This is a genomic window from Corynebacterium minutissimum, from assembly GCF_016889765.1.
In the GTDB taxonomy this organism is placed as follows: domain Bacteria; phylum Actinomycetota; class Actinomycetes; order Mycobacteriales; family Mycobacteriaceae; genus Corynebacterium; species Corynebacterium minutissimum_B.
This window is the reverse complement of record NZ_CP069533.1, coordinates 1,819,248-1,842,880: the sequence shown is the minus strand read 5'-3', so window position 1 is coordinate 1,842,880 and position 23,633 is coordinate 1,819,248. Positions and strand designations below refer to the sequence as shown.

Here is a 23,633-nt window from a genome sequence, read left to right as displayed (position 1 = left end):
GACCGTTTCCGTAGAGCACTGCACATCTCTTCCCAAACGGATTACCCCTTCGCTCCCCTCGCAATGCGCAACGTCTGCATCCCTCCATCGACATGCTGGAAGCATCTTACAAAAGGCGTCTGACAAAAGGCATCAATCATAAGGCGTTTTCACGGCTGAAAACGCCATTTACTCATTACAGATGGCGTTTTTAGACCCAAAGATGCCCCTTGCCAGATGCCTTTTACAAAACACCCTCCTGCCTTAGGTCAATTTAGTGCGGAACAATCCCACCTCACCGCCGAAAACCACCAGGTAGCAGTGTAAAGAGTCACGTTGCTCACCCACCCAAGACCTAAGTCAGGATAATTTCACCGAAGAAGCAGCGGACCTGGGACCTGTAGAGCTGGGCCCCTATGGCTATGCCTGGCTTCCGGTCGAGGGCTAAAACGGATACTGTGCCCTACCTCACCCCGCACGCCAGGTTGCCCAAAAGTTAACTCAGAGTGAACAAAATGCGGACTTTTCTCCCCTATAGCTATATAGTTGGTTCAACCCAATGATGTGGACAGCCACATCATCACTACAAGAGAATAGAGAGGTGGGAAAATGAATACCCTGAACGGATTCCTTTCCGCCATTACCAACACAGTCAAAAGCGCCACCGGAATCAACCTTGACCCTGTGCAGCCGGCACCCCTGGTAACACACATCGCCGAGGACCTGCTCAAGCACGACCTCATCCCAGCCACCCGCAACGACATCGAAGAGTCTTACGCCGTCCTCACGGGCAACTTCCCTGCCGAAGGTGACCTTGCCGAGGTAGAACTCTTCCTCCACAGCTTCGGCTGGCTCGCCTAGCCCCCTTCACATAACCCCGCCCCCACCACGGGCGGGGTTTTCCCATACGGCCACCCCCACACAGTGCGCATTCCGCACCCACTAGACTGTGAAGACATGCCGCCAACCATCCAATCGCGAGGATTTCCTCATATTTTTCACCACCGTTTACCTGCACAAACATGAATTGTGAGGGAAATCACCCGAGCGCCGATATACATTCCTATCCAAAACCTCTCTACACTGCCAAACATGACTATTTCCTCACATTTGTCAGAGCTGGACTCCCTCAGCGCCGACACCACCGCAGGCAAGATCGCTGAATTGAAGAGGCGTCGTGAAGCAGCGGCCCAACCCATGGGCGAGAAAGCCCACGAAAAGGTCCACGCACAAGGCCGCCTCACCGCCCGCGAACGATTGGACTACCTCCTCGATGAAGGCTCCTTCGTGGAGACGGACATGCTCGCTGTGCACCGCACCTCGGACTTCGGTATGGGCAAGAAGCGCCCGCTGACCGATGGCATCGTCACCGGCTGGGGCACCATCGACGGCCGCGAGGTCTGCATCTTCTCCCAAGACGGAACCGTCTTCGGCGGCGCGCTCGGCGAGGTCTATGGCGAGAAGATGATCAAGATCATGGAGCTGTCCATCACCACCGGCCGCCCACTCATCGGCCTCTACGAGGGCGCCGGCGCTCGCATCCAGGATGGTGCCGTCTCCCTGGACTGGATTGCCAAGACCTTCTACCAGAACGTCATGGCCTCCGGCGTCGTCCCGCAGATCTCCGTCATCATGGGTGCTTGCGCCGGCGGAAACGCCTACTCCCCTGCCCTCACGGACTTCGTGGTCATGGTGGACAAGAAGTCCAAGATGTTCGTCACCGGCCCCGATGTCATCAAGACCGTCACTGGCGAGGAAGTCAGCCAGGAAGAACTCGGCGGCGCGGGCATCCACATGCACAAGTCCGGCACCTCGCACTACACCGCGGCCAGCGATGAAGAAGCCTTGGACTGGGTCCACGATCTACTGACCTACCTGCCTTCCAATAACCGGCAGCTGACCCCGGCAGAACCCTACGAAGAACTGGGCGAAGAAACCGTCGATGACCTCGTGCTGGATAGCATCATCCCGGATTCCCCCAACCAGCCCTATGACGTCAAGGAGGTCATCGAGGCTCTCACCGATGATGGCGATTTCTTGGAGATCCAGGCCGACCGCGCCGATAACGTCGTCACCGCTTTCGGGCGCATCGAGGGCCGCACCGTCGGTTTCGTGGCCAACCAGCCGCAGGTTTTCGCCGGCTGCCTCGACATCGATTCTTCGGAGAAAGCCGCCCGCTTTGTGCGCACCTGCGACGCCTTCAACATCCCGATCATCATGCTGGTCGACGTCCCCGGTTTCCTCCCCGGCGCCGATCAGGAACACGATGGCATCCTGCGCCGCGGCGCTAAGCTGCTCTACGCCTATGCCGAAGCCACCGTTCCCAAAATCACCGTCACCCTGCGCAAGGCCTACGGCGGCGCCTACTGCGTGATGGGTTCCAAGGGCCTTGGCGCTGACGTCAACCTAGCATGGCCCACCGCCCAGATTGCGGTCATGGGCGCGGCCGGCGCCGTCGGCTTCATTTACCGCAAGGAAATCAAGGCCGCCCACGAGAAGGGCCTCGACGTCGCTGAGCTCACCAAGTCTTTCGAGCGCGAATACGAAGACCACATGCTCAACCCCTATAAGGCCGCGGAGCGCGGGCTTATCGACGCCGTCATTCTCCCTTCCGAAACCCGCAGCACCATCGCCAAGAATCTGCGCTTCTTCGCCGATAAGACTGTCCCGCGCCCATCCCGCAAGCATGGCAACATTCCGCTGTAAACAGCACGCCTTAAAGCGCACGGCTGCGCTGTATTACACTAGTGTTTCATGACTGACTTGAAGACGACCGCTGGCAAGATCGAGGACCTGGGCGCCAAGCTCACCGAGTCCCGCGCGCCGCAGGGAGAGGTTCCCGCTGCCCGCAGCGCCATCGAAGCGCTCTTTGACGCCGGCTCCTTCGTGGAGACTGACGCGCTGGCACGCCACCGCTCCACCGACTTCGGCCGCGAGCACAACCGCCCCTACACCGACGGCGTCATCACTGGTTTCGGCACCGTCGATGGGCGCAAGGTCTGCGCTTATGCTCAGGACGCCTCGCTTTTCGACGGCACCATGGGCGAGGTCTACGGCGAAAAGGTCACCAAACTCTATGACCTAGCCATTAAGACCGGCGTGCCGATCGTCGCACTGGTCGCCGGCGATAAGCCGCGTGCTCAGGAAGGCATTATTTCTTCCGCCATGCAGGCGCGCATCCTCGCCCGCGCCACCACTGCGTCCGGCCTCATCCCGCAGGTCACCGCGGTCTACGCGGACTCGAAGGATGCCTCGCTTATCGCTGCACTCTCCGATGTTGTCATTGCTCCCGACGGAGACCTGCAGGCGGAGGGCGAGCATGAGGTGGACGTCGCCAAGCGCGTGCTCTCCTACCTGCCCTCCAATAACCGTGCTGCTGCTCCCCGTGCCGAGGCCACCATCGTCTCCGGTTCGGTCGAGTCCAACATCAGCGATGCTGACCGCGAGCTCGATCGCCTCGTGGCCGATGACGGCACCGTGGACCTTGCCGATGTTGTCACCGCCACCTGTGAGGATGTCTTTGAACTCACTCCTCAGGTGAGCGGCGTCTTCACCGGTTTCGGCCGCATTGAGGGCCGCACGGTGGGCATCATTGCCAACCGCGACGCCCTCGATGCCGCAGCCGCCGCCAAGGCAGCACGATTTATCCGCCTGTGCGATGCCTTTAATACTCCTCTCATCGAGTTCGTCGATTCCCCCGCCCTCGAGGTGGAAAAGGCCGCCCTGGCAAAACTCGTGCATGCGTATTCCGCCGCCAGCGTGGGCAAGATTAGCGTCATCGTGCGCCGCGCCCACGGCACCGGCTACATCGCATTCGGTTCCAAGGACCTTGGCGCCGACCTGTCCTATGCGTGGCCAACAGCAGAGATTTCCGTAGCCGACGGCCCCGCGCTGGCCGCTGAGCTGGAGCTGAGTGAAGACGACGCCGCCGATTACCTGACTCCCTACCAGGCGGCTGAGCGCGGCCTCGTCGATTCTGTTATTACCCCAGCAGCCACCCGCGGTTCCCTCGTTGAGGGCTTGCGCCTGCTGGACCGCAAGATTGTCCCGACTCTGCCGAAGAAGCACGGCAATATCGTTTTGTAGAGGTATCCATGTCTGATTCCCTGTTTACCGTCCTGCGCGGCAACCCTACTGACGCCGAGGTCGCGGCACTGTCCACGGTGCTCACCCAGCTCGATTCTGAGGCGCGCGCCAAGGCTGCCGATACCCGCTCCGAGCGCAACCTATGGGGCCAGCCAGGTGATGTGTTCAACCCGTCGGCCTTCCGCAACGTCCGCTACTACTAAACACATGCGCCTCGTCCTCGCCTCCCAGTCGCCGTCCCGCCTGTCCATCCTGCGCGGCGCCGGCGTGGAGCCCGTCATTGCCCCGGCCGACGTGGACGAGCGGGCTATCGAAGAGCGCCTAGCGGGTGCTGAACCCGCGGAGATCGTCTGCGCCCTCGCCACGGCTAAGGCCGAGGCCATCGCCCCCGACTATCCCGAGGACGTCGTGGTGGGCGGGGATTCCATGCTGCTTCTCGACGGCTCCCTCCAAGGCAAACCCCACACCCCCGAGGCCACCGTGGAGCGCTGGCATGCGCAGGCCGGCCGCGCCGCAGAGCTCATCACCGGGCATTGCGTGCTCCACGGCGATGAGCGCTTCGTCGAGGCTTCGCGCACGACGGTGCATTTTGCGCAGGCCTCTAATGCCGATATTGAGGCCTATGCCCGCACTGGCGAGCCACTCGAATGCGCCGGCGCCTTTACCCTGGAGGCCCTCGGCGGCTGGTTCATCGACCGCATTGAGGGCGATCCTTCTTCCGTTATCGGCCTTTCGCTGCCAGTGCTGCGGCGCGCGCTGTATTCCTTCGGGCTCAACGTTTCTGACTTCTGGGCTTAGCCCCGGTGTCAGGCGAATCCTTCTAGTTTCGCCCCCCTGTGGTGGTCGTGACGCCACAGGGCTACAGTGGGGCGGCATGGAAATGAAAGACATGCTCGCCCCAAAACCCATCAAGCTGCCCGCCGATCCGGGTGCTGACAGCACTTCCGATCTCACCGCGGGAATCGTGGCCCACCCAGGCTCTCCACTGCTGTGGGCACTGCTGGCGGAGCAGGAACTAGACAAGCACAAGGGCGCTGAGCCCACCGCTTTCATCACCGCCTACGCCTATGCGCGTACCGGATACCACCGCAGCCTCGACCGCCTGCGCGGCAATGGTTGGAAGGGCTGGGGACCAGTCCCCTTCTCCCACGAGCCCAACCAAGGCGTGCTGCGTGCCATCGCTGCTCTTGGCCACGCCGCGAAGGCTATCGGCGAGGACGCGGAGTATGACCGCATCCGCCAAATGCTCTCCGATGCCGACCCCGAGTGCGTCGCCACCCTCCTTGACTAAGCTTCTTTCCCCCGCCCCAGCACCCCAGTCCTCATGCCTTACACATGGCTCTGCTCAAACAGTTCGACTTAGAAGGATCACGCGGGGGCAAGCGACCCTTCCTGGAATGCGCTGCTGGATTGTTTTCCCTTGGACAAACCAGCTAACTGACATCTCTTACGACGCGTGGAGGCAGCCCTCGCTGCACGCTATCAGCACACAAAAGCCCTGCGGACCTCACATTCGAGGCCGCAGGGCTTTGCTGTTCGGAGTCAGAACCGTGCGGAGGAGTTACTCCGTGTCGTCACGGTCAGCCTTAGCTACGAGCTCACTGGTGTTCTGCGCCGTGCGGATGCTGGCTGCGAAGAACTCCAATATGAGGCGGACTTGGATGATGTAAAGGAGGTAGGCAATGCCACCGCCGATCAGAACCACGAGGAAGGACACGACACCAGAAACTGGGCCTTGAGCAAAAGAGGCCAGGGCTGTGAGCAGCGTACCTACCCAAAAGACAGCGCCCAAAGCCACGACGAGAATGTAGATGACGGACGCGAACTTCAGGGTAATGAAGTCCTTGAAGGAGAAATCAAACAGTGCGCTGAAGAAGCCTGAGCCCTTGCTAGAGGAATCAGCGGACTGATTGCTCTGCTGCGGCGCTGGGGCGGCGAACGGCGAGTTCTGGTCGCCGAAGCCCTGGTTCTGTGACTGCTCACCGAATCCATTGTTCTGTGCGGCAAAACCCTGATTCTGGTCCTGCTGGCCAAAGCCAGAGTTCTGGTCACCAAAGCCTTGGTTCTGCGGCTGCTCACCGAAGCCGTTGTTCTGCGCGGCAAAGCCCTGCTGCTGGGAGAAACCGCCGAAACCTGCGTTCTGGTTAGCCTGCTCGCCCTGGGAGGACTCAAACGACTGGGCGGCCTGGGAATCCTGAGAGGCTTGAGCACCGAAGCTCTCCGTCTGCTGCTGGCCGCCGAAGCCATAGCCCTGACCGGAGGCCGAAGAGCTGCCGAAGCTTGCGTTCTGAGCGCCAAAGCTCTGGTTGGACGAGCCATAGTCAGCGGAGCGTGCAGAGTAGTCAGCGTTCGAGGAGTTGGCGGCACCGTCGGCATTGCTGGAGGAAGACTCCGCACCGAAGCCCTGGGAAGAGCCGTAGGAAGCGCCCTGAGCCGAACCATAGGACTCGGAAGCCGGTACAGCGGAACCGGAATCACTAAAAGACGCTCCTGTGTCGGAAGAAGCCGAGTCACGTGCTGCAGTCTCTGAGGCGAACGCAGAATCAGACGAGTCGGACGCCGAAGAGGAGGAAGACGCAGAGTACGAGGAGTCAGAATCCGCTGATGCGGCCGAATCACCAGACTCATTGGACTGTGCAGGCTCAGACGGAGTCTGGGAGAAATCGCCGTACCCAGCCTGGCCGCCCCAACCGAAGCCAGAGTTGGAGTTGGACTGAGCACCCGGGTAGCCCCAACCAGCAGCAGCATTGTCATTGCCGTAGCCACTGCCAAAGCCTTCACCGAAACCCGGCTGGGAATTGTCGGTAGCGGAACCGTTCTCTGCTGCGGCGGAGCCCTCAGCGGAATGCTCCGGCGCCGGATTGTTCGGGTTGAAATCAGAGCCAAAGCCGCTGCCGAAGCCGCCGCCAAAACCCTGGTTAGAAGGATCGTTGTTGTCGCCGTTTTCGCCGAACTGGTTGGGGTTAGTCATCGCTCGGTTGTCCTTTCACAGAGAAAATCGCAGAGCAGTACACAAACGTGTAATTTTTACTTCTCCGAAGGTACCTGAGATCCGGCTCACTGGCAGCGCTCATTGGGGAACGCGCCCCACAACGCTGGAATCCACCCTAAGCCCCAATAAAGGAAAATCCCCCGCCGAAGGCGAGGGATTCACGGATGAACGCTTAGGCGTGCTTGGCCTCAACGCGCTTGATGGCTTCAGCGGCCACCTTCTCCTGGATGCCCATGTCGAGCTCCGAGGTGAAGCCCACGCAGGAGCAGTTGATTTCACCGAGGACGTAGGTGTCCTCGCCGTTCTCGCCGTCTGCCAGCATGAAGTCCGCGGTCCAAATCAGCGGGATGTTGTCGCCACCGAGCTTCTCAGCGATGACCGGGCGGACCTCAGCGAACATGTCGACGAGCTCCTGCCACTCCTCCGGCTTCTGGTAGGTGTACTTAGCACCAGAGAACAGGGTGGCGGAGAAAGCGTCGCCGCCCTCAGCCGGCTTCTTGTGCACCACGAAGACTGGGTCCGGGCCAACGAGGAGGATGCGGATCTCGCCTTCAACGATGCGTGGCATGAAGCGCATATCCACGAGCATGCCGTTGTCGCCGATGATGTACTGGTCGCAGAAGTCCATGAATTCGCCGAGTTCGCGCTCCTCGGTGTGGTTGTCCACAGCCTCGGTGCACTTGATCTTGGTGTCGAGCGGCAGTGCGGTGCCCGGCTCGACGGACTCGGCCAGCTTTTCGTCAGCCAAGCGCACACGCCAGATGCCGGAGCCGGTGGAACCACGGTTCTGCTTGAGCACGCGCTCGCCGTAGGACAGGGAGGTCGGGAAGGTGTTGTGGAAGGACTCGACGTCGTAGTAGGCAGCGGTGTCGGACGGCACAAGGTCGGTGTCGTTGAGCTTGACCAAGGCGTCCTTAGCACCGTAGGCCATCATCTCGTACGGGGTGGACATGCCAACCAGGCCGGCCTCAGACAGCTTGGTGAGCAGGTCGAAGTAGCCCTTCTCGCCGCCCGGAATGTTGCCCGGGTTGACGCGGGAAATGTAGGCATCAAAGTTCTCAGAGACGTACTCGAAGAGCTGCTCAGACCACTCGGGGCGGTAGAAAACTACCTCTGCGTGCCAGCCAGCATCCTTGATGCTGTCGACGATGGGCATGGTGTCCTTGCGGTGGCCGTTGATCTGCTTGTCGGATCCGCCCTCAACCTCGAAGACGACGATTGCCTTATGCACAGCGATTCCCTTTCGTTGGGTACTTATGTGGGGGTCACCTCTTAAAATAACCCAGGTTTGCATCGCGCGCTGAACAAGCATTTTCCACCAAAAGGCGTGCTCATCCGCCCCGCAAAGCTCCTGACCAGCACTCTTGTTATAACCAGTGCCTGTGCCGTGGAAAATACCACTAGATAAATGTATCCAACACCACAAAAGTTTCTCTTGAGTGACCACTTATGTGCGAAGCGCGCTAAGGTTGAGTCGACCGTCCCCCTCTCAACGAGAAAGGTAGGTGGACCGTGGCCGAATTCGACCCGAATCCCCCTTTCCAGGAGTACGCGCACCCTGAGCGTCTCGTTTCCGCCCCGTGGCTGTCCGCGCGTCTGGGCGTCAATGGCCTACGCGTCATCGAAGTCGATGAGGATTCCCTCCTCTACGACATTGGCCACATCCCAACCGCCATCCGTATTAATTTCCAGACGGAACTGCTCGATAGCACCACGCGAGACATCATCGATGAGGAAGCTTTCGCCGAGCTCCTTCGCTCCAAGGGCATTGAGCGCGACGACACCGTCATCCTGTATGGCGATAAATCTAACTGGTGGGCCGCCTTTGCTCTGTGGGTCTTCGAACTATACGGCCACCCGGACGTCCGGCTGCTCGACGGCGGACGTGACGCCTGGATGTCTGAAGAACGCGATACCTCTTTCATGGTGCCCGAGCCCACCACCTCCTCCTACCCCGAGGTCACCCGCGACGATTCCGCGCGCGTCTTCGTTGACGAACTGCGCTCCTCAGAAGCAACGCTGGTAGATACCCGCAGTCCGGAGGAATTCTGCGGCGAGGCCACCCGCGAATCCGGCAATGGCGAGTCGCCCTACGGCACCACGATGACCTATGGTCACATCCCCGGTGCGGCGAACCTCGAATGGGATCGCGCGATCTACCCCAACGGTTGCTTCCGCGCGCTCAGCGAGCTCAAGGTCAACTACGGCGAACTCGAGCCAGCGACCGAGACCATCCTCTACTCCCACGTTGGCGCCCAGGCAGCCCACACGTGGTTTGTCCTTAAATACCTGCTTGGCTTCGACAACCCGCGCGTCTACGACGGTTCCTGGGCCGAGTGGGGCAACATGGTGCGTATGCCGGTTGAGCGCTAACAACACGCCGAAATGAACCCGCATCCTTACTGGTGCGGGTTTATTTTTTGACACGAAACCAAGATGTGACGGTATCCTCATGTTTTGGTGTGCAAGAATAGTACGCAGTCCTATCAGAAATCATGGAGGAGGGTTCCTGCCGTGGCAGTTGAAACCAAGAACATCACCAAGGTCCTCGTGGCCAACCGCGGTGAGATTGCGGTCCGCATTATCCGTGCGGCCCGCGACGCGGGCATTGCATCCGTAGCCGTCTACGCAGAGCCTGACGCCGATGCCCCATTCGTCACGCTTGCCGACGAAGCCTTTGCCCTCGGCGGCCAGAACTCCGCAGAGTCGTACCTCGACTTCACCAAGCTTCTCGACGCCGCCTCCAAGTCCGGCGCCGACGCTATCCACCCCGGCTATGGCTTCCTCTCTGAGAACGCCGACTTTGCCCAAGCGGTCATCGATGCCGGCCTGATCTGGATTGGCCCGTCGCCGAAGTCCATTTCGGAGTTGGGTGACAAGGTCACCGCCCGCCACATTGCTGAGCGTGCCGACGCCCCTATGGCCCCGGGCACCAAGGACCCCGTTGCCAGCGCGGAGGAGGTCGGGGCCTTCGCTGATGAGCACGGCCTCCCCGTTGCCATCAAGGCCGCCTTCGGTGGCGGTGGCCGTGGCATGAAAGTCGCGCACACCCGCGAGGAAATCGCGGAGCTCTACGAGTCCGCCACCCGCGAGGCCGTTACCGCTTTCGGCCGCGGCGAATGCTTTGTGGAGCGTTACCTGGATAAGGCCCGCCACGTCGAGGCCCAGGTTTTGGCTGACCAGCACGGCAACGTCGTTGTTATGGGAACCCGCGATTGCTCCCTACAGCGCCGCTTCCAGAAGCTCGTCGAAGAAGCCCCTGCCCCATTCCTCACCGATGAGCAACGCGCCTCCATCCACGAGTCAGCAAAGCGCATCTGCCGCGAGGCCGGCTACTACGGCGCGGGCACCGTGGAGTACCTCGTCGGTTCTGACGGTCTCATCTCCTTCCTTGAGGTCAATACGCGCCTCCAGGTGGAACATCCCGTTACCGAGGAAACCACCGGCTTCGATCTGGTTCGCGAGCAGTTCCGCATCGCCGAAGGCCGCGAGCTTTCCGTCGCCGAGGACCCGGCACCGCACGGCCACGCCATCGAATTCCGCATTAACGGCGAAGACGCCGCCGCAGGCTTCATGCCGGCCCCCGGAACCATCGTCTCCTACTCCGAGCCTTCTGGCCCCGGTGTCCGTATGGACTCCGGCGTGCGTGAAGGTTCCGTCATTGGCGGCCAGTTCGATTCCATGCTGGCCAAGCTCATCGTCTGGGGCCCTGACCGCGCCACTGCCGTCGAGCGCGCCCGCCGTGCCCTAGCCGAATATCGCATCGACGGCCTGCCCACAGTTATCCCTTTCCACCAGGCCATCGTCACCGATCCTGCCTTCACCGCCGAGGACGGCAACTTCACGGTCTACACCAAATGGATCGAGGAAGAGTGGGTCAACGAGCTGCCCGAGTACACCGACACCGCCGACGTTCCCGAGGACGACGAACAGGATGCCTCCCAGAAGTTCGTCGTCGAGGTCGGCGGTCGCCGCATCGAGGTGGCCCTGCCGGGCAACCTGCTCTTGGGCGGGGGCAACAAGCGCAAGAAGTCGAAGAAGCGTCGCGGGAAGGGCACGGCGGCAAACGTGTCCGGCGACGCCGTGACCGCGCCGATGCAGGGCAGCGTCATCAAGGTCGCTGTAGAAGAGGGCCAGGAAGTCGAAGAAGGGGAGGTCGTCGTGGTGCTCGAGGCCATGAAGATGGAGAACCCTGTCAAGGCCCATAAGTCCGGCACCGTGACCGACCTCAAGGTGTCCACCGGCACGCAGATCAACAAGGGCGAGCCGATCCTGGAGATCAAGTAGTTCGCTAATGCGTCTCTGCCGGCAGAGAACAGCGCAAAACTGCGACAAACCTTGCCTCGATTAGCACTGTTAAATACTCTTTGACGTGATGCCCCGGTGGAGCTCTGCTCCGGGTTACTTACCCGCTGAGTACTACTTACCGGGGTGCTGATTTGTCGCTCCGGGGGGATGCAGCAGTAGCGCATCAGGATTGCGCCACCCACTCCCCTCGAACCACTCAGCGAGTGACAAAATTCAGAGTTCAAGTAGCCTCGGAAGGCATGAGCGTTAACGATTCTGAGTTCGGCGTACGGTTGGCCAAGGAGCACGACCGTACCTACCTCTCCCGTCTCCTTTTCCTCGCCGATGTCCTCGGTGACGAGGACGCCCATATCGGGGATTTCCACACACCTGACGTGGGAATATACGTCGATGAATGGTCTCCCCATGTCGACGGCGGCGTCATCGCCGTTTCCAGCCACCGTGTCCCCGTCGGCGGTGCGTGGCTGCGCTATTACACCACCGAGGCTAAGGGTGCTGCCTACACCGGCAATCCGGAAGCGGATCCTTTTGATGAATCCCAGTGGGCCACCGACCTAGATCCGGAGGAAATCCCCGAGCTCTTTCTTGCCGTGGAGTCCCGTTACAGGGGCCTAGGCGCTGGGCGACGCCTCCTGCGCAACACCTGCGACCTCGCCGAGGCGCAGGAGGCTCCCGCCGTATCGCTGTGGATTGAGCCGGAGAACACCAGCGCTCGCAAGCTGTATGAATCCGAAGGTTTCGTCGACATCGACGTCCCCGGCCGCCCAGATGCCCACGTGATGCTCAAGCGCTTCTAGTACCGCAAGCCGACGAAAGGTGTCGACTATACTCGACACTTCCTCGGTTTCTTCTAAAAGTGTCGACTATACTCGACACCTTCACCGACAGTGAACGAACGCCCGAACCCCCTCCTGGCTAGTTTTATAGCAGCCAGGAGGGGGTTCAGCGGTTTTTCTAGTTGATGACGGCGATGAGGTCGCCGCCCTCAACCTTGGTGGCGGCGCCAATGGCGACGCGCTTGATGGTGCCATCCTTGGTGGCGGAGATGGAGGCTTCCATCTTCATGGCCTCGATGACGGCGATCTGGTCGCCGGCCTTGACCTCGTCACCAGGCTTGGCAGTCGGGTTTACCACGCCAGCGAACGGTGCGGCCACATGGCCATCGTTGGACGGGTCAGCCTTCTCCACGGTGGCGACGGTGGACTCGACGTTGTTGTCGCGCACCTTGAGCGGGCGGATCTGGCCGTTGACGTTGAGAACTACGTTGCGGATGCCCTTCTCGTCCGGCTCGCCCATAGCGTCAAGACGCAAGGTGATGGGCTTAAGATCCGCGCGGTCGTTGGACCCCTCTGGGAAGTGGTGAACAATGTAGTCCTTGCCCTCTTCCAGCCCGTAGAAGAAGACGGTATCCGTGAGCGCCTCGGTGTTGCCGTACGTGCGGCGGAACTCGTTGAACTCCTCAAACTGCTTCGGGAAGAGCAGGCGATTCAGGCTGTCACGACGCTCAGCAGAATCATCCGAAACCAGGTGTGCCTTCTCTTCTTCCGGAACTGGCTTCACGGTAACGTCGCCAGGCGCGCGGCCCTCAAGGACCTTGTCACGCAGCGGCGGCCAGCCACCTGGAGGCGTACCGAGCTCACCGCGTAGGAAGGCGATGACGGAATCTGGGATGTCGTACTTGGTGGGGTTGGCCTCGAAATCGGCCGGATCCACACCAGCGCCCACGAGGTGCAGGGCGAGGTCACCGACCACCTTGGAGGACGGGGTGACCTTGGTCGGTCGACCAAGCATCTCATTCACTGCCGCGTAGGTGTCCTCAATGATTTCGAAGCGGTCCTCCAAGCCCAGCGCGGTTGCCTGCGCGCGCAGGTTGGACAGCTGGCCACCTGGAATCTCGTGGCGGTAGACGCGGCCGGTCGGTCCAGGAATGCCCTTCTCGAACGGGTGGTAGAGCTGGCGTACGGCCTCCCAATACGGCTCCAGGTCGGAGACCGCCTTGAGGGAGATGCCGGTATCACGCGAGGAGTTCGAGAACGCCGCGATGATGGCGGACAGCGAAGGCTGAGAGGTAGTTCCCGCCAGCGGAGCGGAGGCTCCATCCACGATGTCGGCGCCGGAAAGCGCTGCCGCGTAGTAGGTAGCCAGCTGGCCACCAGCGGTGTCGTGCGTGTGCACGTGAACCGGCAAGTCGAATTCCTTGCGCAGAGCCATAACCAGCTTAGATGCGGACTCCGGGCGCAGCAGGCCCGCCATGTCCTTGATGGCCAAGACGTGGGCGCCGGTGTTGACGATCTCCTCGGCCAGCTTGAGGTAGTAATCCAGCGTGTAGAGCTTCTCATCTGGGGAGCACATGTCGCCGGAGTAGGCCATGGCGACCTCGGCCACGGTGGTGTTGGTCTCTAGGACGGCGTCGATAGCCGGGCGCATCTGGGTGACGTCGTTCAGCGCGTCAAAGATGCGGAAGACATCGACTCCGGACTTGGCTGCTTCCTGGACGAAGCCATTGCAGACATCATTGGAGTACGGCGAGTAGCCAACAGTGTTGCGGCCGCGCAGCAGCATCTGGATGTTCTGATTCGGCATGGCCTCACGCAGCAGGTCCAAGCGGACCCACGGGTCCTCCTTGAGGAAGCGCATGGCCACGTCGTAGGTGGCACCGCCCCATGCCTCCACGGAGTACAGTTCCGGGGTCATGCGGGCTACGGCCTCAGCGGCCGTAACCAGCGCAGTACCGCGCACGCGGGTGGCCAGCAGGGACTGGTGGGCATCACGGAAGGTGGTATCGGTGACCGCCAGGGCGTCCTGCTTGCGGATCTTTTCAGCCCACTTCTTCGGGCCGAGCTCCAGCAACTCATCGCGGGAACCGCGTGGCAGCTCAGAGTTAAAGTCAAGATCCGGCAGCTTATCGAAGGGACGCAGGGTGGTCGGGCGCTCGCCGTTCGGCTTGTTAACAGTCACGTCAGCGATGTAGTCGATGATGCGGCCGGACTCATCGACGGCCGGCGGAGCCTTGAGCAGGTCCGGGTGCTCCGGGATGAAGCTGGTGTCCACGCGGGTGTTGACGAAGTCAGGCTCGCGTAGCAGGGCGCGCAGGAAGCCGATGTTGGTGGCCACGCCGGCCACGGTGAACTCGTTGAGTGCACGCTGGGCGCGGGATACCGCCTGCTCGAAGGTGGCACCACGGCAGGTCATCTTCACCAGCAGGGAGTCGAAGTTCGGGGAGATCTCTGCGCCGACCGCCGTTGCACCGTCGAGACGCACGCCCGCGCCACCCGGCGAACGGTACTGAGTCAGCGTGCCGGTATCCGGGCGGAAGCCGTTGGAGGGATCCTCAGTGGTGATACGGCACTGCAGAGCCGCGCCGGTGATGTGGATGTCCTCCTGCTTGAGGCCCAGCTCCTCGAGGGAGAATCCCGCAGCAATCTGCATCTGGGACTTCACAATGTCCACGCCCGTGACCTCTTCGGTCACGGTGTGCTCGACCTGCACGCGCGGGTTCATCTCGATGAAGACGTGGTTACCCTTCTCATCCACGAGGAACTCAACCGTGCCGGCGCCCTCGTAATTGATGTGCTCGCAGAACCTCACGGCGTCCGCACAGATGCGGTCACGCAGCTCCGGGTCCAGCGTCGGGGCCGGGGCGATCTCCACGACCTTCTGGTGGCGGCGCTGCACGGAGCAGTCACGCTCATACAGGTGCATAACGTTGCCCTGCGAGTCCGCCAGAATTTGCACCTCAATGTGCTGCGGGCGAATCACCGCAGTCTCAAGGTAGACGTGGCCGTCACCGAAGGCGGCCTCCGCCTCGCGGGATGCCTCCGCACACTTGGTCTTCAGTTCTGCTTCGTTCTCAATGAAGCGCATACCGCGGCCGCCACCGCCGGCAACTGCCTTTACGAAGACGGGGAACTCAAAGTCCTTGGAGTATTCCGCCAGCTCGTCGACGTCCGTCGAGGGCTTCGAGTCCTTCAGAGTCGGCAGACCCGCCTCCTCGGCCGCAGCCACAGCGGCAGCCTTGTCGCCGGTCAGGTCCAGGGTCTGAGCGGTGGGGCCGATGAACTTAATGCCGTTGTCGCGGCATGCGCGGGCCAGATCCGCACGCTCAGAGAGGAAGCCATAGCCTGGGTAAATGGCATCCGCACCGGACTTCTTGGCGGCGCGAATCACCTCATTGATGTCCAAGTAAGCCTTGACCGGCTGGCCTTCGGTACCAATGCGCACTGCCTCATTAGCGAACGCGCGGTGGAAGGAGTTGCGGTCTTCCTTGGGGTAAATGGCGACCGTCTTGGCACCAACCTCGAAGGCCGCGCGGAAAGCACGCACGGCAATTTCGCCGCGGTTTGCCACCAAGACCTTGGAGAAGGATTTGTGGGCGGTATCAGACACTGGGAGTAATCCTTTCAGATAAGCACGATACAGATCTCAGAGTAGTGCCCTTCGGGTTCACGTGAGGCGGAATTCGACATATAGGTCAACAGAAATCCGCAACCTGTACATGAACTAGGAGAATAAAAGCGAAAAGACCAGCGCACTGCGTGAGCACGCTGGTCTAATTCACCCTTCGCTAAATTTCCTTCGGCGGCACGGAGCGCTGCTCCTTGCCGTTGTAGGCAGACAGCGGGCGGATGAGGGAGTTGTTCTCGTTCTGCTCCACGATGTGTGCGGTCCAGCCGGTGATGCGGGCCATCACGAAGATCGGGGTGAAGAACTCGATGTCAAAGCCCAGGATGTGGTACGCAGGGCCAGCCGGGAAGTCCAGGTTCGGCTGGATTTTGATGGAGGTGTTTTCGTACATGGTCTTAGCCATCTTCTCGTACATCTCCACCCACTGCTCCTGGCCGTGGTCCTTGGCCAGCTCGCGGAAAGCAGCCTCCATGGTCGGAACACGGGAGTCACCGTTCTTGTACACGCGGTGACCGAAGCCCATGACGAGCTCCTTGTTCTTGAGCTTGTTCAGGGTCCACTCCTCTGCCTTGGCGGGGTCACCAATCTCGAGGAAGTTCTTCATCACAGCCTCGTTGGCACCACCATGCAGCGGACCCTTCAGTGCGCCGATAGCAGCGGTGACGGCGGAGTAGGTGTCCGACATCGTCGAGGTCACCACGCGGCCAGCGAAGGTGGACGCGTTGAAGGAGTGCTCAGCGTAGAGGATGAGGGACTTATCAAAGGCCTCAATATCGGAGCGCGACAGGGCCGGCGATCCTTCTTCCTCGCCGAAGACCATCCACAGGAAGTTTTCCGCAAAGCCCTTCTTGCGGGAAGGCTCGATGTAACCTTCACCGCGACGGCGGCGGATGTCGAGTGCGACGATGGTCGGCAGCTTCGCCATGAGCTCCAGAGCGGTGCGGCGAATGTGCTCGGAGTCCTTGGTGTACTCCTCCGGGTCCTGGGAACCAATGAAGGAGACTGCGGTGCGCAGAACGTCCATCGGGTGGCAGGACTTGGGCATGGAGGTGATGAGGTCAATGAGGTGGCGGTCCAGGTGGCGTAGTGCCTTCTCACGGGCGGAGAAGCGCACCAGCTCACCCTGGGTTGGCAGCTCACCGTTCCACAGCAGGTAGGCGACCTCCTCGAAGGAGCAGTAGCGCGCCAACTCCTGAACTGGGTAGCCACGGTAGGTCAGGGAGTTGGTCTCCGGGACGACCTTGGAGATGGCGGTCTCATCGACGACGACGCCGTACAGGCCCTTGCGAATCTCTGGGGTCTCAGACATGGTATTTCTCCTTATGTGGGGGCCTAGCGTGTGGGCTAGGCCGGGGTATTAGTCAAAAGTTGTTATGTCCATAGGGTTTTTGGACATGGAGTCCGGTGTCTTTTTGGACACGGAGTCCATGGAGGTCTTGGACACTTCTAGCGGTTTATGGTTGTGGCCTGCGTTTCGGCCGGGGTTTGGATAGTTTCGGGTTCATCCGTGGTGGTTGGCGGTGTTTCATTCCTTCAACGAGGTTGATGTTGATCTGGCCACCTGGTGGTCTGTGGCTCAACGTGATCGGCAGGGGCACGCTGAAGAGGAATTCACCGTCATGGGCCGTGTAGAACTCCGCAACGTTTTCGGCTGTGACTGTGGAGTAGAGTCTGCGGTTTTTAAACCTCAGACCAATGTAGAGACCGAAGCCGCACACGCGTACAACGCCGTCTTTGCTTACGCAGAGCTGGTCTGGGATACCCCAATGGTTTGTTGAATTTGTCGTCGGCGCCGTTAGTGTGGGGGTATCGGTGGGAGGTATGCCTTGCAAAGCTGCCATGTCATCGGTGCAGGCCTCGTGTGAAGTTGCCGCTTCCGCGGGGCCGTTTAGCATTTCGGATACAGCGTGTGGATTGTGCGCTTGGTTATAGGCGACTACGCGGGCCCAGACCTGCTCGGGATCGAGTGGATGTGTAGGTGATGGTGCCTTGGGGAAGGTATCGAAGGCCTGGCGTGGTGTGATGTGCATTTTGCCGACCAGCAGTGATTGGTGCCGTCGTCGTTCGTTGTAGACCTGGCGATATTCAGCCAGATATGTGTTGACCTCAGCAAGGCAAACTGGGTGGCGTGCATCGAGGAACTGGGTCAACGTGCGGTGAGAGCGTTCGTCTTTTCCCTGGGTTGTCGGGGCGAAACCAGCAATAGCAAGTACACCTTGGCTAGCGAGCCAAGTTTCAGTAGCAGAGAGAAAACCACGGTGATAGGTGGCGAACGCATCGCCATTGTCGGAAAGGATTTCTTGAGGTTTGCCGTAGGCGGCGAACGCTGCGGCCAGTGCGGCGCGGGCATCAGTACCGTTTTCTGGCAGAGCGAACGCTGTGGTTCCGACATCGAATCTGCTGGCATCATCGATAATCTGGTAAATCGTGACATGTGTGTGGGCATGGTCAAAGAGGCGGTAGACCAGTCCATCGATTTGCCAGAGTTCACCGACGAGATCACGGGCGAAGCGCTTATAGGAGCTGCGTGGCCGTTTGCGGGCATTGGCATCAACAAATCCCAGCTCATGAAGCCACGAGGCGATTGTAGAACGCGACGGTGTGGAATCTGGGCCTACAGTGTCAAACAAGAAGTAGTAGATCGACCAAGGCCCATAATCCAAGCCTTGCTCCATCAACTCCTGCCTGGCGTGGACGACTGCGATTTTATCGGCCTCGTTAAATTTCTTAATCGGATTCTTCGGGGCAGTCGAATCAGGCACAATACCTGCGCGACCCTTCTGCGCTATCCGGCTTTTGATGTTGTGGTACGTCTGCCGCGAGATTCCTAATTCTTTGCAAAACTGTGTGACCGTCTTGCCGTCACGAACGGGATCGAAATCTGCGACCTTTCTACGCTTATGCAATGGAATAGCCATCCGGCTATTCCACCGCCGCAAACGTCCAAAAAGCCACTAGACATCCCGTCCAAAAACATCCTGGACTCCGTGTCCAAAAAGTCGCTAGACATCACAGTATTAGTCAAAAGTGGGCTTGTAGCTGTCCTTGGAGTACGTGAACACGCTCTGGTCAAAGGCGTTGTACTCGTCGTAGCGCACCAGCTCGTAGAGGCGGGAGCGGTGCTGCATGCGCTCGAGCCACTCTTCGGATTGCAGTCCGGTTTCCTGCATGTCGCGCAGGAATTCCTCAGTAGCGCCCATGGCCACGCGCAGGGTGGACACCGGCCAGATGACGGCGTTGTAGCCCAAGTCTTCGATGTGCTTAGCCGACAGCAGCTCGGTCTTGCCGAACTCCGTCATGTTGGCCAGCAGTGGGGTATCCACGGCGGCGCGGAACTTTTCGAAGTCCTCGGGCGAGTACAGGGCCTCGGTGAAGATGAGGTCCGCGCCGGCATCGGCGTAGGCCTTGGCGCGCTCGATAGCGTCATCAATGCCGTGGATACCGGCGGCATCCGTGCGGGCACAGATGATGAAGTTCTCATCGCGGCGCTCGTTGACGGCGGCGGTGATGCGACGAACCATGAGATCCGTCGGCACCACTTCCTTGCCATCGAGGTGGCCGCAGCGCTTCGGGTTGACTTGGTCTTCGAGGTGGCAGCCGGCCAGGCCAGCGTCCTCCAGCGCGGCGACCGTGCGCGCGGCGGACATGGGTTCGCCGAAGCCAGTGTCGGCGTCGACAAGCACCGGCAAATCCGTGGCGCGGGCGATGTGCCCGGCGCGCTGCGCTACCTCGGTCAACGTGGTCAGTCCAATGTCCGGGAGACCCAGGTCGTTAGCCAGCACCGCGCCGGAGACGTAGACGCCGCCGAAGCCACCAAGGTCTTGGATAAGACGCGCGGTGAGCGGATTGAACGCGCCCGGCAGCGTGGTGATTTCTGGTGCGTTCAGCGCCTCGCGAAAGCTCTTGCGCTTGTCCGCATTGCTGATAGTGGAACCAAACAGGCCAGCCATTTAGAACAGTCCCTTCGGGGTCTCAGGTGCGGTAGCGATGGCCTCGTCGGTGAGGCGAACGTTGAGCTCACTAAGGTCCGTGAGGTTCTCTAGGTCCTGCGCAGCCTTAAGGAAGCGCTCCTGCTCCTCCTCAGAAACCTTGCCCGCGGCCAACTTCTTGAACTTGTTGATGTACTCCTCGCGGCCGAAGGGGCGGGCGCCGAGCGGGTGGGCGTCGGCCACCGCGCGCTCATCCTCAATCACGGTGCCGTCCTTGAAGGTGATGACAGCCTTGCCGCCGAATGCCTTCTCCTCCAAATCGTTGGAGTGGTAGCGGCGGGTCCACTCTGGATCCTCAACGGTGGAAATCTTGTGCCACAGGTCGATGGTGTCCTGGCGGTGCTTGCGCTCGTCAGAGTAGGAGGTCTCGTAATCCCACTCACCGTCCTGGAGGGCCACGGCGAAGATGTACATGATGGAGTGGTCCAGGGTCTCGCGGGAGGCGTTCGGATCCATCTTCTGCGGGTCATTGGCGCCGGTGCCGATGACGTAGTGCGTGTGGTGCGAAGTGTGGAGGACGATGGACTCGATATCCTCCGTCTTCAGGCCCTTCTCCGCGAGAGTCTTCTTGAGTGCGAAGGCCATGTCGATCGGGGCCTGTGCCTGGTACTCCGCGGAGTGCTCCTTGGTGTAAGTGTCCAGGATGGCGCGCTTTTCTTCGCCTTCAGCCGGCAGTGGGACGGTGTAGGTGCGCTCCGGGGAGTGGAGCATCCAGGCGATGAAGCCGTCTTCGCCTTCCCAAATCGGGGCCGGGGCACCCTCGCCGCGCATGGAGCGGTCTACCGCCTCAATGGCCATCTTGCCGGCAAACGCTGGGGCGTAGGCCTTCCAGGAGGAAATGAGGCCCTTGCGGGACTGGCGCGTGGCGGTCGTGGTGTGCAGTGCCTGGCCGATGGCCTGGTAGATGGTGTCCACGTCTAGGTTCAGCATGGTGCCGATACCCGCGGCGACGGACGGGCCAAGGTGTGCCACGTGGTCAATCTTCCACTCGTGGAGGCAAATGCCCTTGACCAGGTTGACCTGGATTTCATAGCCGGTGGCGATGCCGCGGATAAGGTCCTTGCCGGTCAGGCCCTTGTGCTGAGCCACGGCGAGAATCGGCGGGATGTTATCGCCTGGGTGGGAGTAATCCGCAGCAAGGAAGGTGTCGTGGTAATCCAGCTCGCGCACGGCGGTGCCGTTTGCCAATGCTGCCCACTCGGCGGAGTAGGTACCGTCAACGCCGAAGATGGTGGCGCCGCTTTCCGACGTCTCATGGGCCTGCGCAATCACTCGCGCCGAGGTCACAGGGCGACGCGTAGCTGAGGCCACAGCAACACTGGCGTTGTCGATGATGCGGTTAATGATCATCTCGGTGGTCTCGGCCGGAACCTCGACGGGATCGGCGGCTACCTTGGCAATCTTGTGTGCGAGATGCTCTTCGATGGGAAAGTCTTCGGCGGACTTGTGGGTCCGTACTTCGTGGTTAATCAACGTGTTCTCCTCCTAGGCAATGACTGCGACTGCGATAGCCATCACACTAGTTATTCACGCGTGCGGTCCGCCACATGTGTAAACTGTGGAAATCTGTTGCAAGTCTTTGCGTTATTAGCGAAACTTGTGGAACATGCAGTTCATGCGGCATTTTCGGAGGATTCGAGAAATGACAAAGCACTACGCGGGGGCGAGAATCCACGCGCTGCGCAAGGAACGCGGGCTCACTCAAGCGGCCATGGCCAAGCAACTTGGCCTGTCCACGAGCTATCTCAATCAACTGGAAAACGATCAACGTCCCCTTACGGTCACTGTTCTCATGCAGCTCACGCAGCGCTTCGACGTTGACTCCACGTACTTTGCCGGCGACCGTGACTTGCGGGCCCTCGCCGAGCTACGCCAACTTTTCCCCGAGGCGCCTGAGGCAACGCTTACCGACCTCAGCGGACGTTTCCCCGAACTTTTGCCCCGGCTTGTCGACGCCGCCACCCACACCCCAGCGGAAACCGGCCCCTTCGAGGCTGTCCGGGACTTCTTCTACGACGCACACAACTACGTTCATAGTCTTGACGTCGCCGCCGAGGAACTATCGGAGCTCCTCGGCGACCGCGTCCTGCGCCGTGGCCGCCTCGCCTCCCTTCTGCAGGAGGAGTTCGGTGTCAGCACACGATTCTCCTCCCCGTCCCCACGCCGCCGCACCTTCCGCGACCGCGAACTGCAGCTGCGCGCTGGCCTCTCTGAGGCCCAACTTGTCTTTGAAATGGCACTCCAGTACTGCTTGTTGGCCTACCCCGAGCATTGCGCCGAGCTCGTTGCCGAGCTCCCCGGCGAGGAAGCCCAAGCCATCGGCACACTCGGCCTTGCCCAATACTTCGCCGCCGCCGTGACCATGCCCTATACCCAGTTCCTCGCCACCGCGGAAGAGACGCGCTACGACATTGATGTCATCGCCAACGCCTTCGGCACCGGTTTCGAGACCACCGCGCAGCGCTTATCGACGTTACAGCGCCCCGGCCACCGCGGTGTCCCCTTCTCCTTTATCCGCACCGACCGCGCGGGCAACATTTCCAAGCGCCAATCCTCCACCGCCTTCCACTTCGCCCGCAGCGGTGGCTCCTGTCCCCTGTGGGTCGTCCACCGCGCCTTCGAAACCCCCAACCGCATCACGCGCCAAGTGGCCTCCATGCCAGACGAACACACCTACCTCTGGATCGCGCGCTTCGTTCAAGGCCAAGCACAAGCGTGGGGCACACCACGTAAAGAATTCGTCGTGGGCCTTGGCTGCGACATCTCTCAGGCCGACCGCGTCGTCTACGCCGACGCCCTGAACCACTCCCCGTCCGAAGCCACCCCCATCGGCCCCGGCTGCGCCGCGTGCCCACGCCCTGCCTGCCCGCAGCGCGCTTTCCCGCAGGCAGGCAGACCTGTCAGCCTCGACCTCAACGTCTCTCCCGATTCTGCCTACGCCACCTCCTAGTACGCCTTTTCGCCTAGGCTTTCGAATTTCCTGCGGCCATGTCCAGAGGGCTTGCCAAGATAGAACTCGTTCGGCACCGCGCCGAGCCTCTGTCTCTCTCTAACGCAGGAGGTTTACTCTCATGTCCAACCCATATGCAGCTCCGCAGTTCCCCTCGGAACCAACCCCAGAGCAGCCAACACCGAAGCAGCCAGTACCGAAGAAAAAGAAGAAGGGTGGCTGCCTCAAATGGGGTGCGGGCGCACTCGCAGTATTCGTACTTGGCAGCGCCACTCTCAACGCAGGCTCTGATGGCGATTCCTCAAACACCGCCGCACCGGAACTACGCACCAGCATCACGGCTACCGAATCGCTGGACGCCGAACTGAGCACCCCGACGGTTGATATCACTAACGCCGCAGCTGAACTAGACTCAACTTCGGGCAATGATGCCGGCGATGACAGCAATGATGAAGCAGTGCCTCAGGATTGCACGAATGCGCTACGCGCAGCGAAGCGCTATCTGGATTTTTCAGCTTTCTCCGAAGCCAAGCTGTATAACCAGCTCACGAGCGACTACGGCTCGCAATTCTCCCCCGAGGCGGCACAGTACGCGATGGATCAGCTCGACGTGGACTGGAATGCTGAAGCTCTCGAGTCCGCAGAAAACTATCTTGACTTCTCCGCCTTTTCTAAAGCCAAGCTCTATGACCAGCTCACCTCTGAATACGGCGACAGCTTTACTCCAGAACAGGCTCAGTACGCCGTCGATTCAGTAAACGGTGACTGGATGGCCGAGGCCGTCGAAGCAGCAAACAACTACCAAGAGATGATGCCCATGTCGGGCCCGGCGCTGCTCGAGCAACTCACCAGCGAGTACGGCGAGAAGTTCACTATGGAAGAAGCCCAGCATGCGGTCAGCACGCTGGGCCTCTAAGCCGGGGAA

General features: G+C 60.7%; 18 protein-coding genes. 11 read left to right on the top strand and 7 right to left on the bottom strand.

Annotated elements, in window-relative coordinates; genetic code table 11:
- The first annotated feature begins 588 nt into the window (after nucleotides 1–588).
- The 6 genes from I6J26_RS08645 to I6J26_RS08620 all read left to right on the top strand — a co-directional run bounded on the left by I6J26_RS08645 (nucleotide 589) and on the right by I6J26_RS08620 (nucleotide 5,356).
- Nucleotides 589–840 (top strand): hypothetical protein, encoded by a 252-nt coding sequence (locus I6J26_RS08645; RefSeq protein WP_115021256.1) that lies wholly within the window; start codon nucleotides 589–591, stop codon nucleotides 838–840.
- 231 nt (nucleotides 841–1,071) lie between these two features.
- Nucleotides 1,072–2,685: an acyl-CoA carboxylase subunit beta gene (locus I6J26_RS08640; RefSeq protein WP_115021255.1), complete on the top strand. Its 1,614-nt coding sequence runs from the start codon at nucleotides 1,072–1,074 to the stop codon at nucleotides 2,683–2,685.
- A 48-nt stretch (nucleotides 2,686–2,733) separates the two neighbouring features.
- Nucleotides 2,734–4,065 carry a carboxyl transferase domain-containing protein gene (locus I6J26_RS08635; RefSeq protein ID WP_115021254.1) on the top strand — a complete coding sequence of 444 codons (1,332 nt, stop codon included), beginning with the start codon at nucleotides 2,734–2,736 and terminating at the stop codon, nucleotides 4,063–4,065.
- Between the two features lie 8 nt (nucleotides 4,066–4,073).
- A complete protein-coding gene (locus tag I6J26_RS08630; protein WP_039673984.1) occupies nucleotides 4,074–4,268 on the top strand; it encodes an acyl-CoA carboxylase subunit epsilon in 195 nt (64 codons plus the stop codon).
- A 4-nt stretch (nucleotides 4,269–4,272) separates the two neighbouring features.
- The gene (locus I6J26_RS08625) at nucleotides 4,273–4,863 is read left to right on the top strand and encodes a Maf family protein (protein WP_115021253.1); all 591 of its coding nucleotides are present in this window, start codon (nucleotides 4,273–4,275) and stop codon (nucleotides 4,861–4,863) included.
- Nucleotides 4,864–4,939: 76 nt separating this feature from the next.
- Complete coding sequence (locus I6J26_RS08620; protein WP_115021252.1) at nucleotides 4,940–5,356, top strand: DUF3151 domain-containing protein; 417 nt, start codon at nucleotides 4,940–4,942, stop codon at nucleotides 5,354–5,356.
- A 270-nt stretch (nucleotides 5,357–5,626) separates the two neighbouring features.
- Here the strand turns inward: I6J26_RS08620 and I6J26_RS08615 are convergent, their stop codons facing one another.
- Together I6J26_RS08615 and I6J26_RS08610 are read right to left on the bottom strand one after the other, a co-directional pair.
- A complete protein-coding gene (locus I6J26_RS08615; protein WP_115021251.1) occupies nucleotides 5,627–7,036 on the bottom strand; it encodes a DUF4282 domain-containing protein in 1,410 nt (469 codons plus the stop codon).
- Between the two features lie 193 nt (nucleotides 7,037–7,229).
- A complete protein-coding gene (locus I6J26_RS08610; RefSeq protein WP_039673975.1) occupies nucleotides 7,230–8,288 on the bottom strand; it encodes a Cj0069 family protein in 1,059 nt (352 codons plus the stop codon).
- Between the two features lie 281 nt (nucleotides 8,289–8,569).
- Here I6J26_RS08610 and I6J26_RS08605 point away from each other — a divergent pair, with 281 nt between their 5' ends.
- From I6J26_RS08605 to I6J26_RS08595, 3 genes are all read left to right on the top strand, one after another.
- Nucleotides 8,570–9,430 (top strand): sulfurtransferase, encoded by an 861-nt coding sequence (locus tag I6J26_RS08605; protein ID WP_115021250.1) that lies wholly within the window; start codon nucleotides 8,570–8,572, stop codon nucleotides 9,428–9,430.
- Nucleotides 9,431–9,571: 141 nt separating this feature from the next.
- Nucleotides 9,572–11,344: a biotin carboxylase N-terminal domain-containing protein gene (locus I6J26_RS08600; protein WP_115021249.1), complete on the top strand. Its 1,773-nt coding sequence runs from the start codon at nucleotides 9,572–9,574 to the stop codon at nucleotides 11,342–11,344.
- A 260-nt stretch (nucleotides 11,345–11,604) separates the two neighbouring features.
- Nucleotides 11,605–12,162, top strand: coding sequence for a GNAT family N-acetyltransferase (locus I6J26_RS08595; RefSeq protein WP_115021248.1), 558 nt, complete (start codon nucleotides 11,605–11,607; stop codon nucleotides 12,160–12,162).
- A gap of 157 nt (nucleotides 12,163–12,319) precedes the next feature.
- On the opposite strand, the gene I6J26_RS08590 is transcribed toward I6J26_RS08595, so the two are convergent.
- The 5 genes from I6J26_RS08590 to prpD all read right to left on the bottom strand — a co-directional run bounded on the left by I6J26_RS08590 (nucleotide 12,320) and on the right by prpD (nucleotide 21,231).
- Complete coding sequence (locus tag I6J26_RS08590; RefSeq protein WP_115021247.1) at nucleotides 12,320–15,751, bottom strand: pyruvate carboxylase; 3,432 nt, start codon at nucleotides 15,749–15,751, stop codon at nucleotides 12,320–12,322.
- Nucleotides 15,752–15,929: 178 nt separating this feature from the next.
- Complete coding sequence (locus I6J26_RS08585) at nucleotides 15,930–17,078, bottom strand: bifunctional 2-methylcitrate synthase/citrate synthase (protein ID WP_062042047.1); 1,149 nt, start codon at nucleotides 17,076–17,078, stop codon at nucleotides 15,930–15,932.
- Nucleotides 17,079–17,223: 145 nt separating this feature from the next.
- Nucleotides 17,224–18,687 (bottom strand): DDE-type integrase/transposase/recombinase, encoded by a 1,464-nt coding sequence (locus tag I6J26_RS08580; protein ID WP_115021246.1) that lies wholly within the window; start codon nucleotides 18,685–18,687, stop codon nucleotides 17,224–17,226.
- Nucleotides 18,688–18,786: 99 nt separating this feature from the next.
- On the bottom strand, nucleotides 18,787–19,719 hold the full coding sequence (prpB, locus tag I6J26_RS08575) for a methylisocitrate lyase (protein WP_115021245.1): 933 nt from the start codon (nucleotides 19,717–19,719) through the stop codon (nucleotides 18,787–18,789).
- Nucleotides 19,720–21,231: a 2-methylcitrate dehydratase PrpD gene (gene prpD, locus I6J26_RS08570; RefSeq protein WP_115021244.1), complete on the bottom strand. Its 1,512-nt coding sequence runs from the start codon at nucleotides 21,229–21,231 to the stop codon at nucleotides 19,720–19,722.
- Nucleotides 21,232–21,400: 169 nt separating this feature from the next.
- On the opposite strand from prpD, the gene I6J26_RS08565 reads away from it, so the two are divergent.
- Both I6J26_RS08565 and I6J26_RS08560 read left to right on the top strand, forming a co-directional pair.
- Complete coding sequence (locus tag I6J26_RS08565) at nucleotides 21,401–22,708, top strand: short-chain fatty acyl-CoA regulator family protein (protein ID WP_115021243.1); 1,308 nt, start codon at nucleotides 21,401–21,403, stop codon at nucleotides 22,706–22,708.
- Between the two features lie 121 nt (nucleotides 22,709–22,829).
- Nucleotides 22,830–23,624, top strand: coding sequence for an Ltp family lipoprotein (locus tag I6J26_RS08560; protein ID WP_115021242.1), 795 nt, complete (start codon nucleotides 22,830–22,832; stop codon nucleotides 23,622–23,624).
- Nucleotides 23,625–23,633 lie beyond the last annotated feature (9 nt).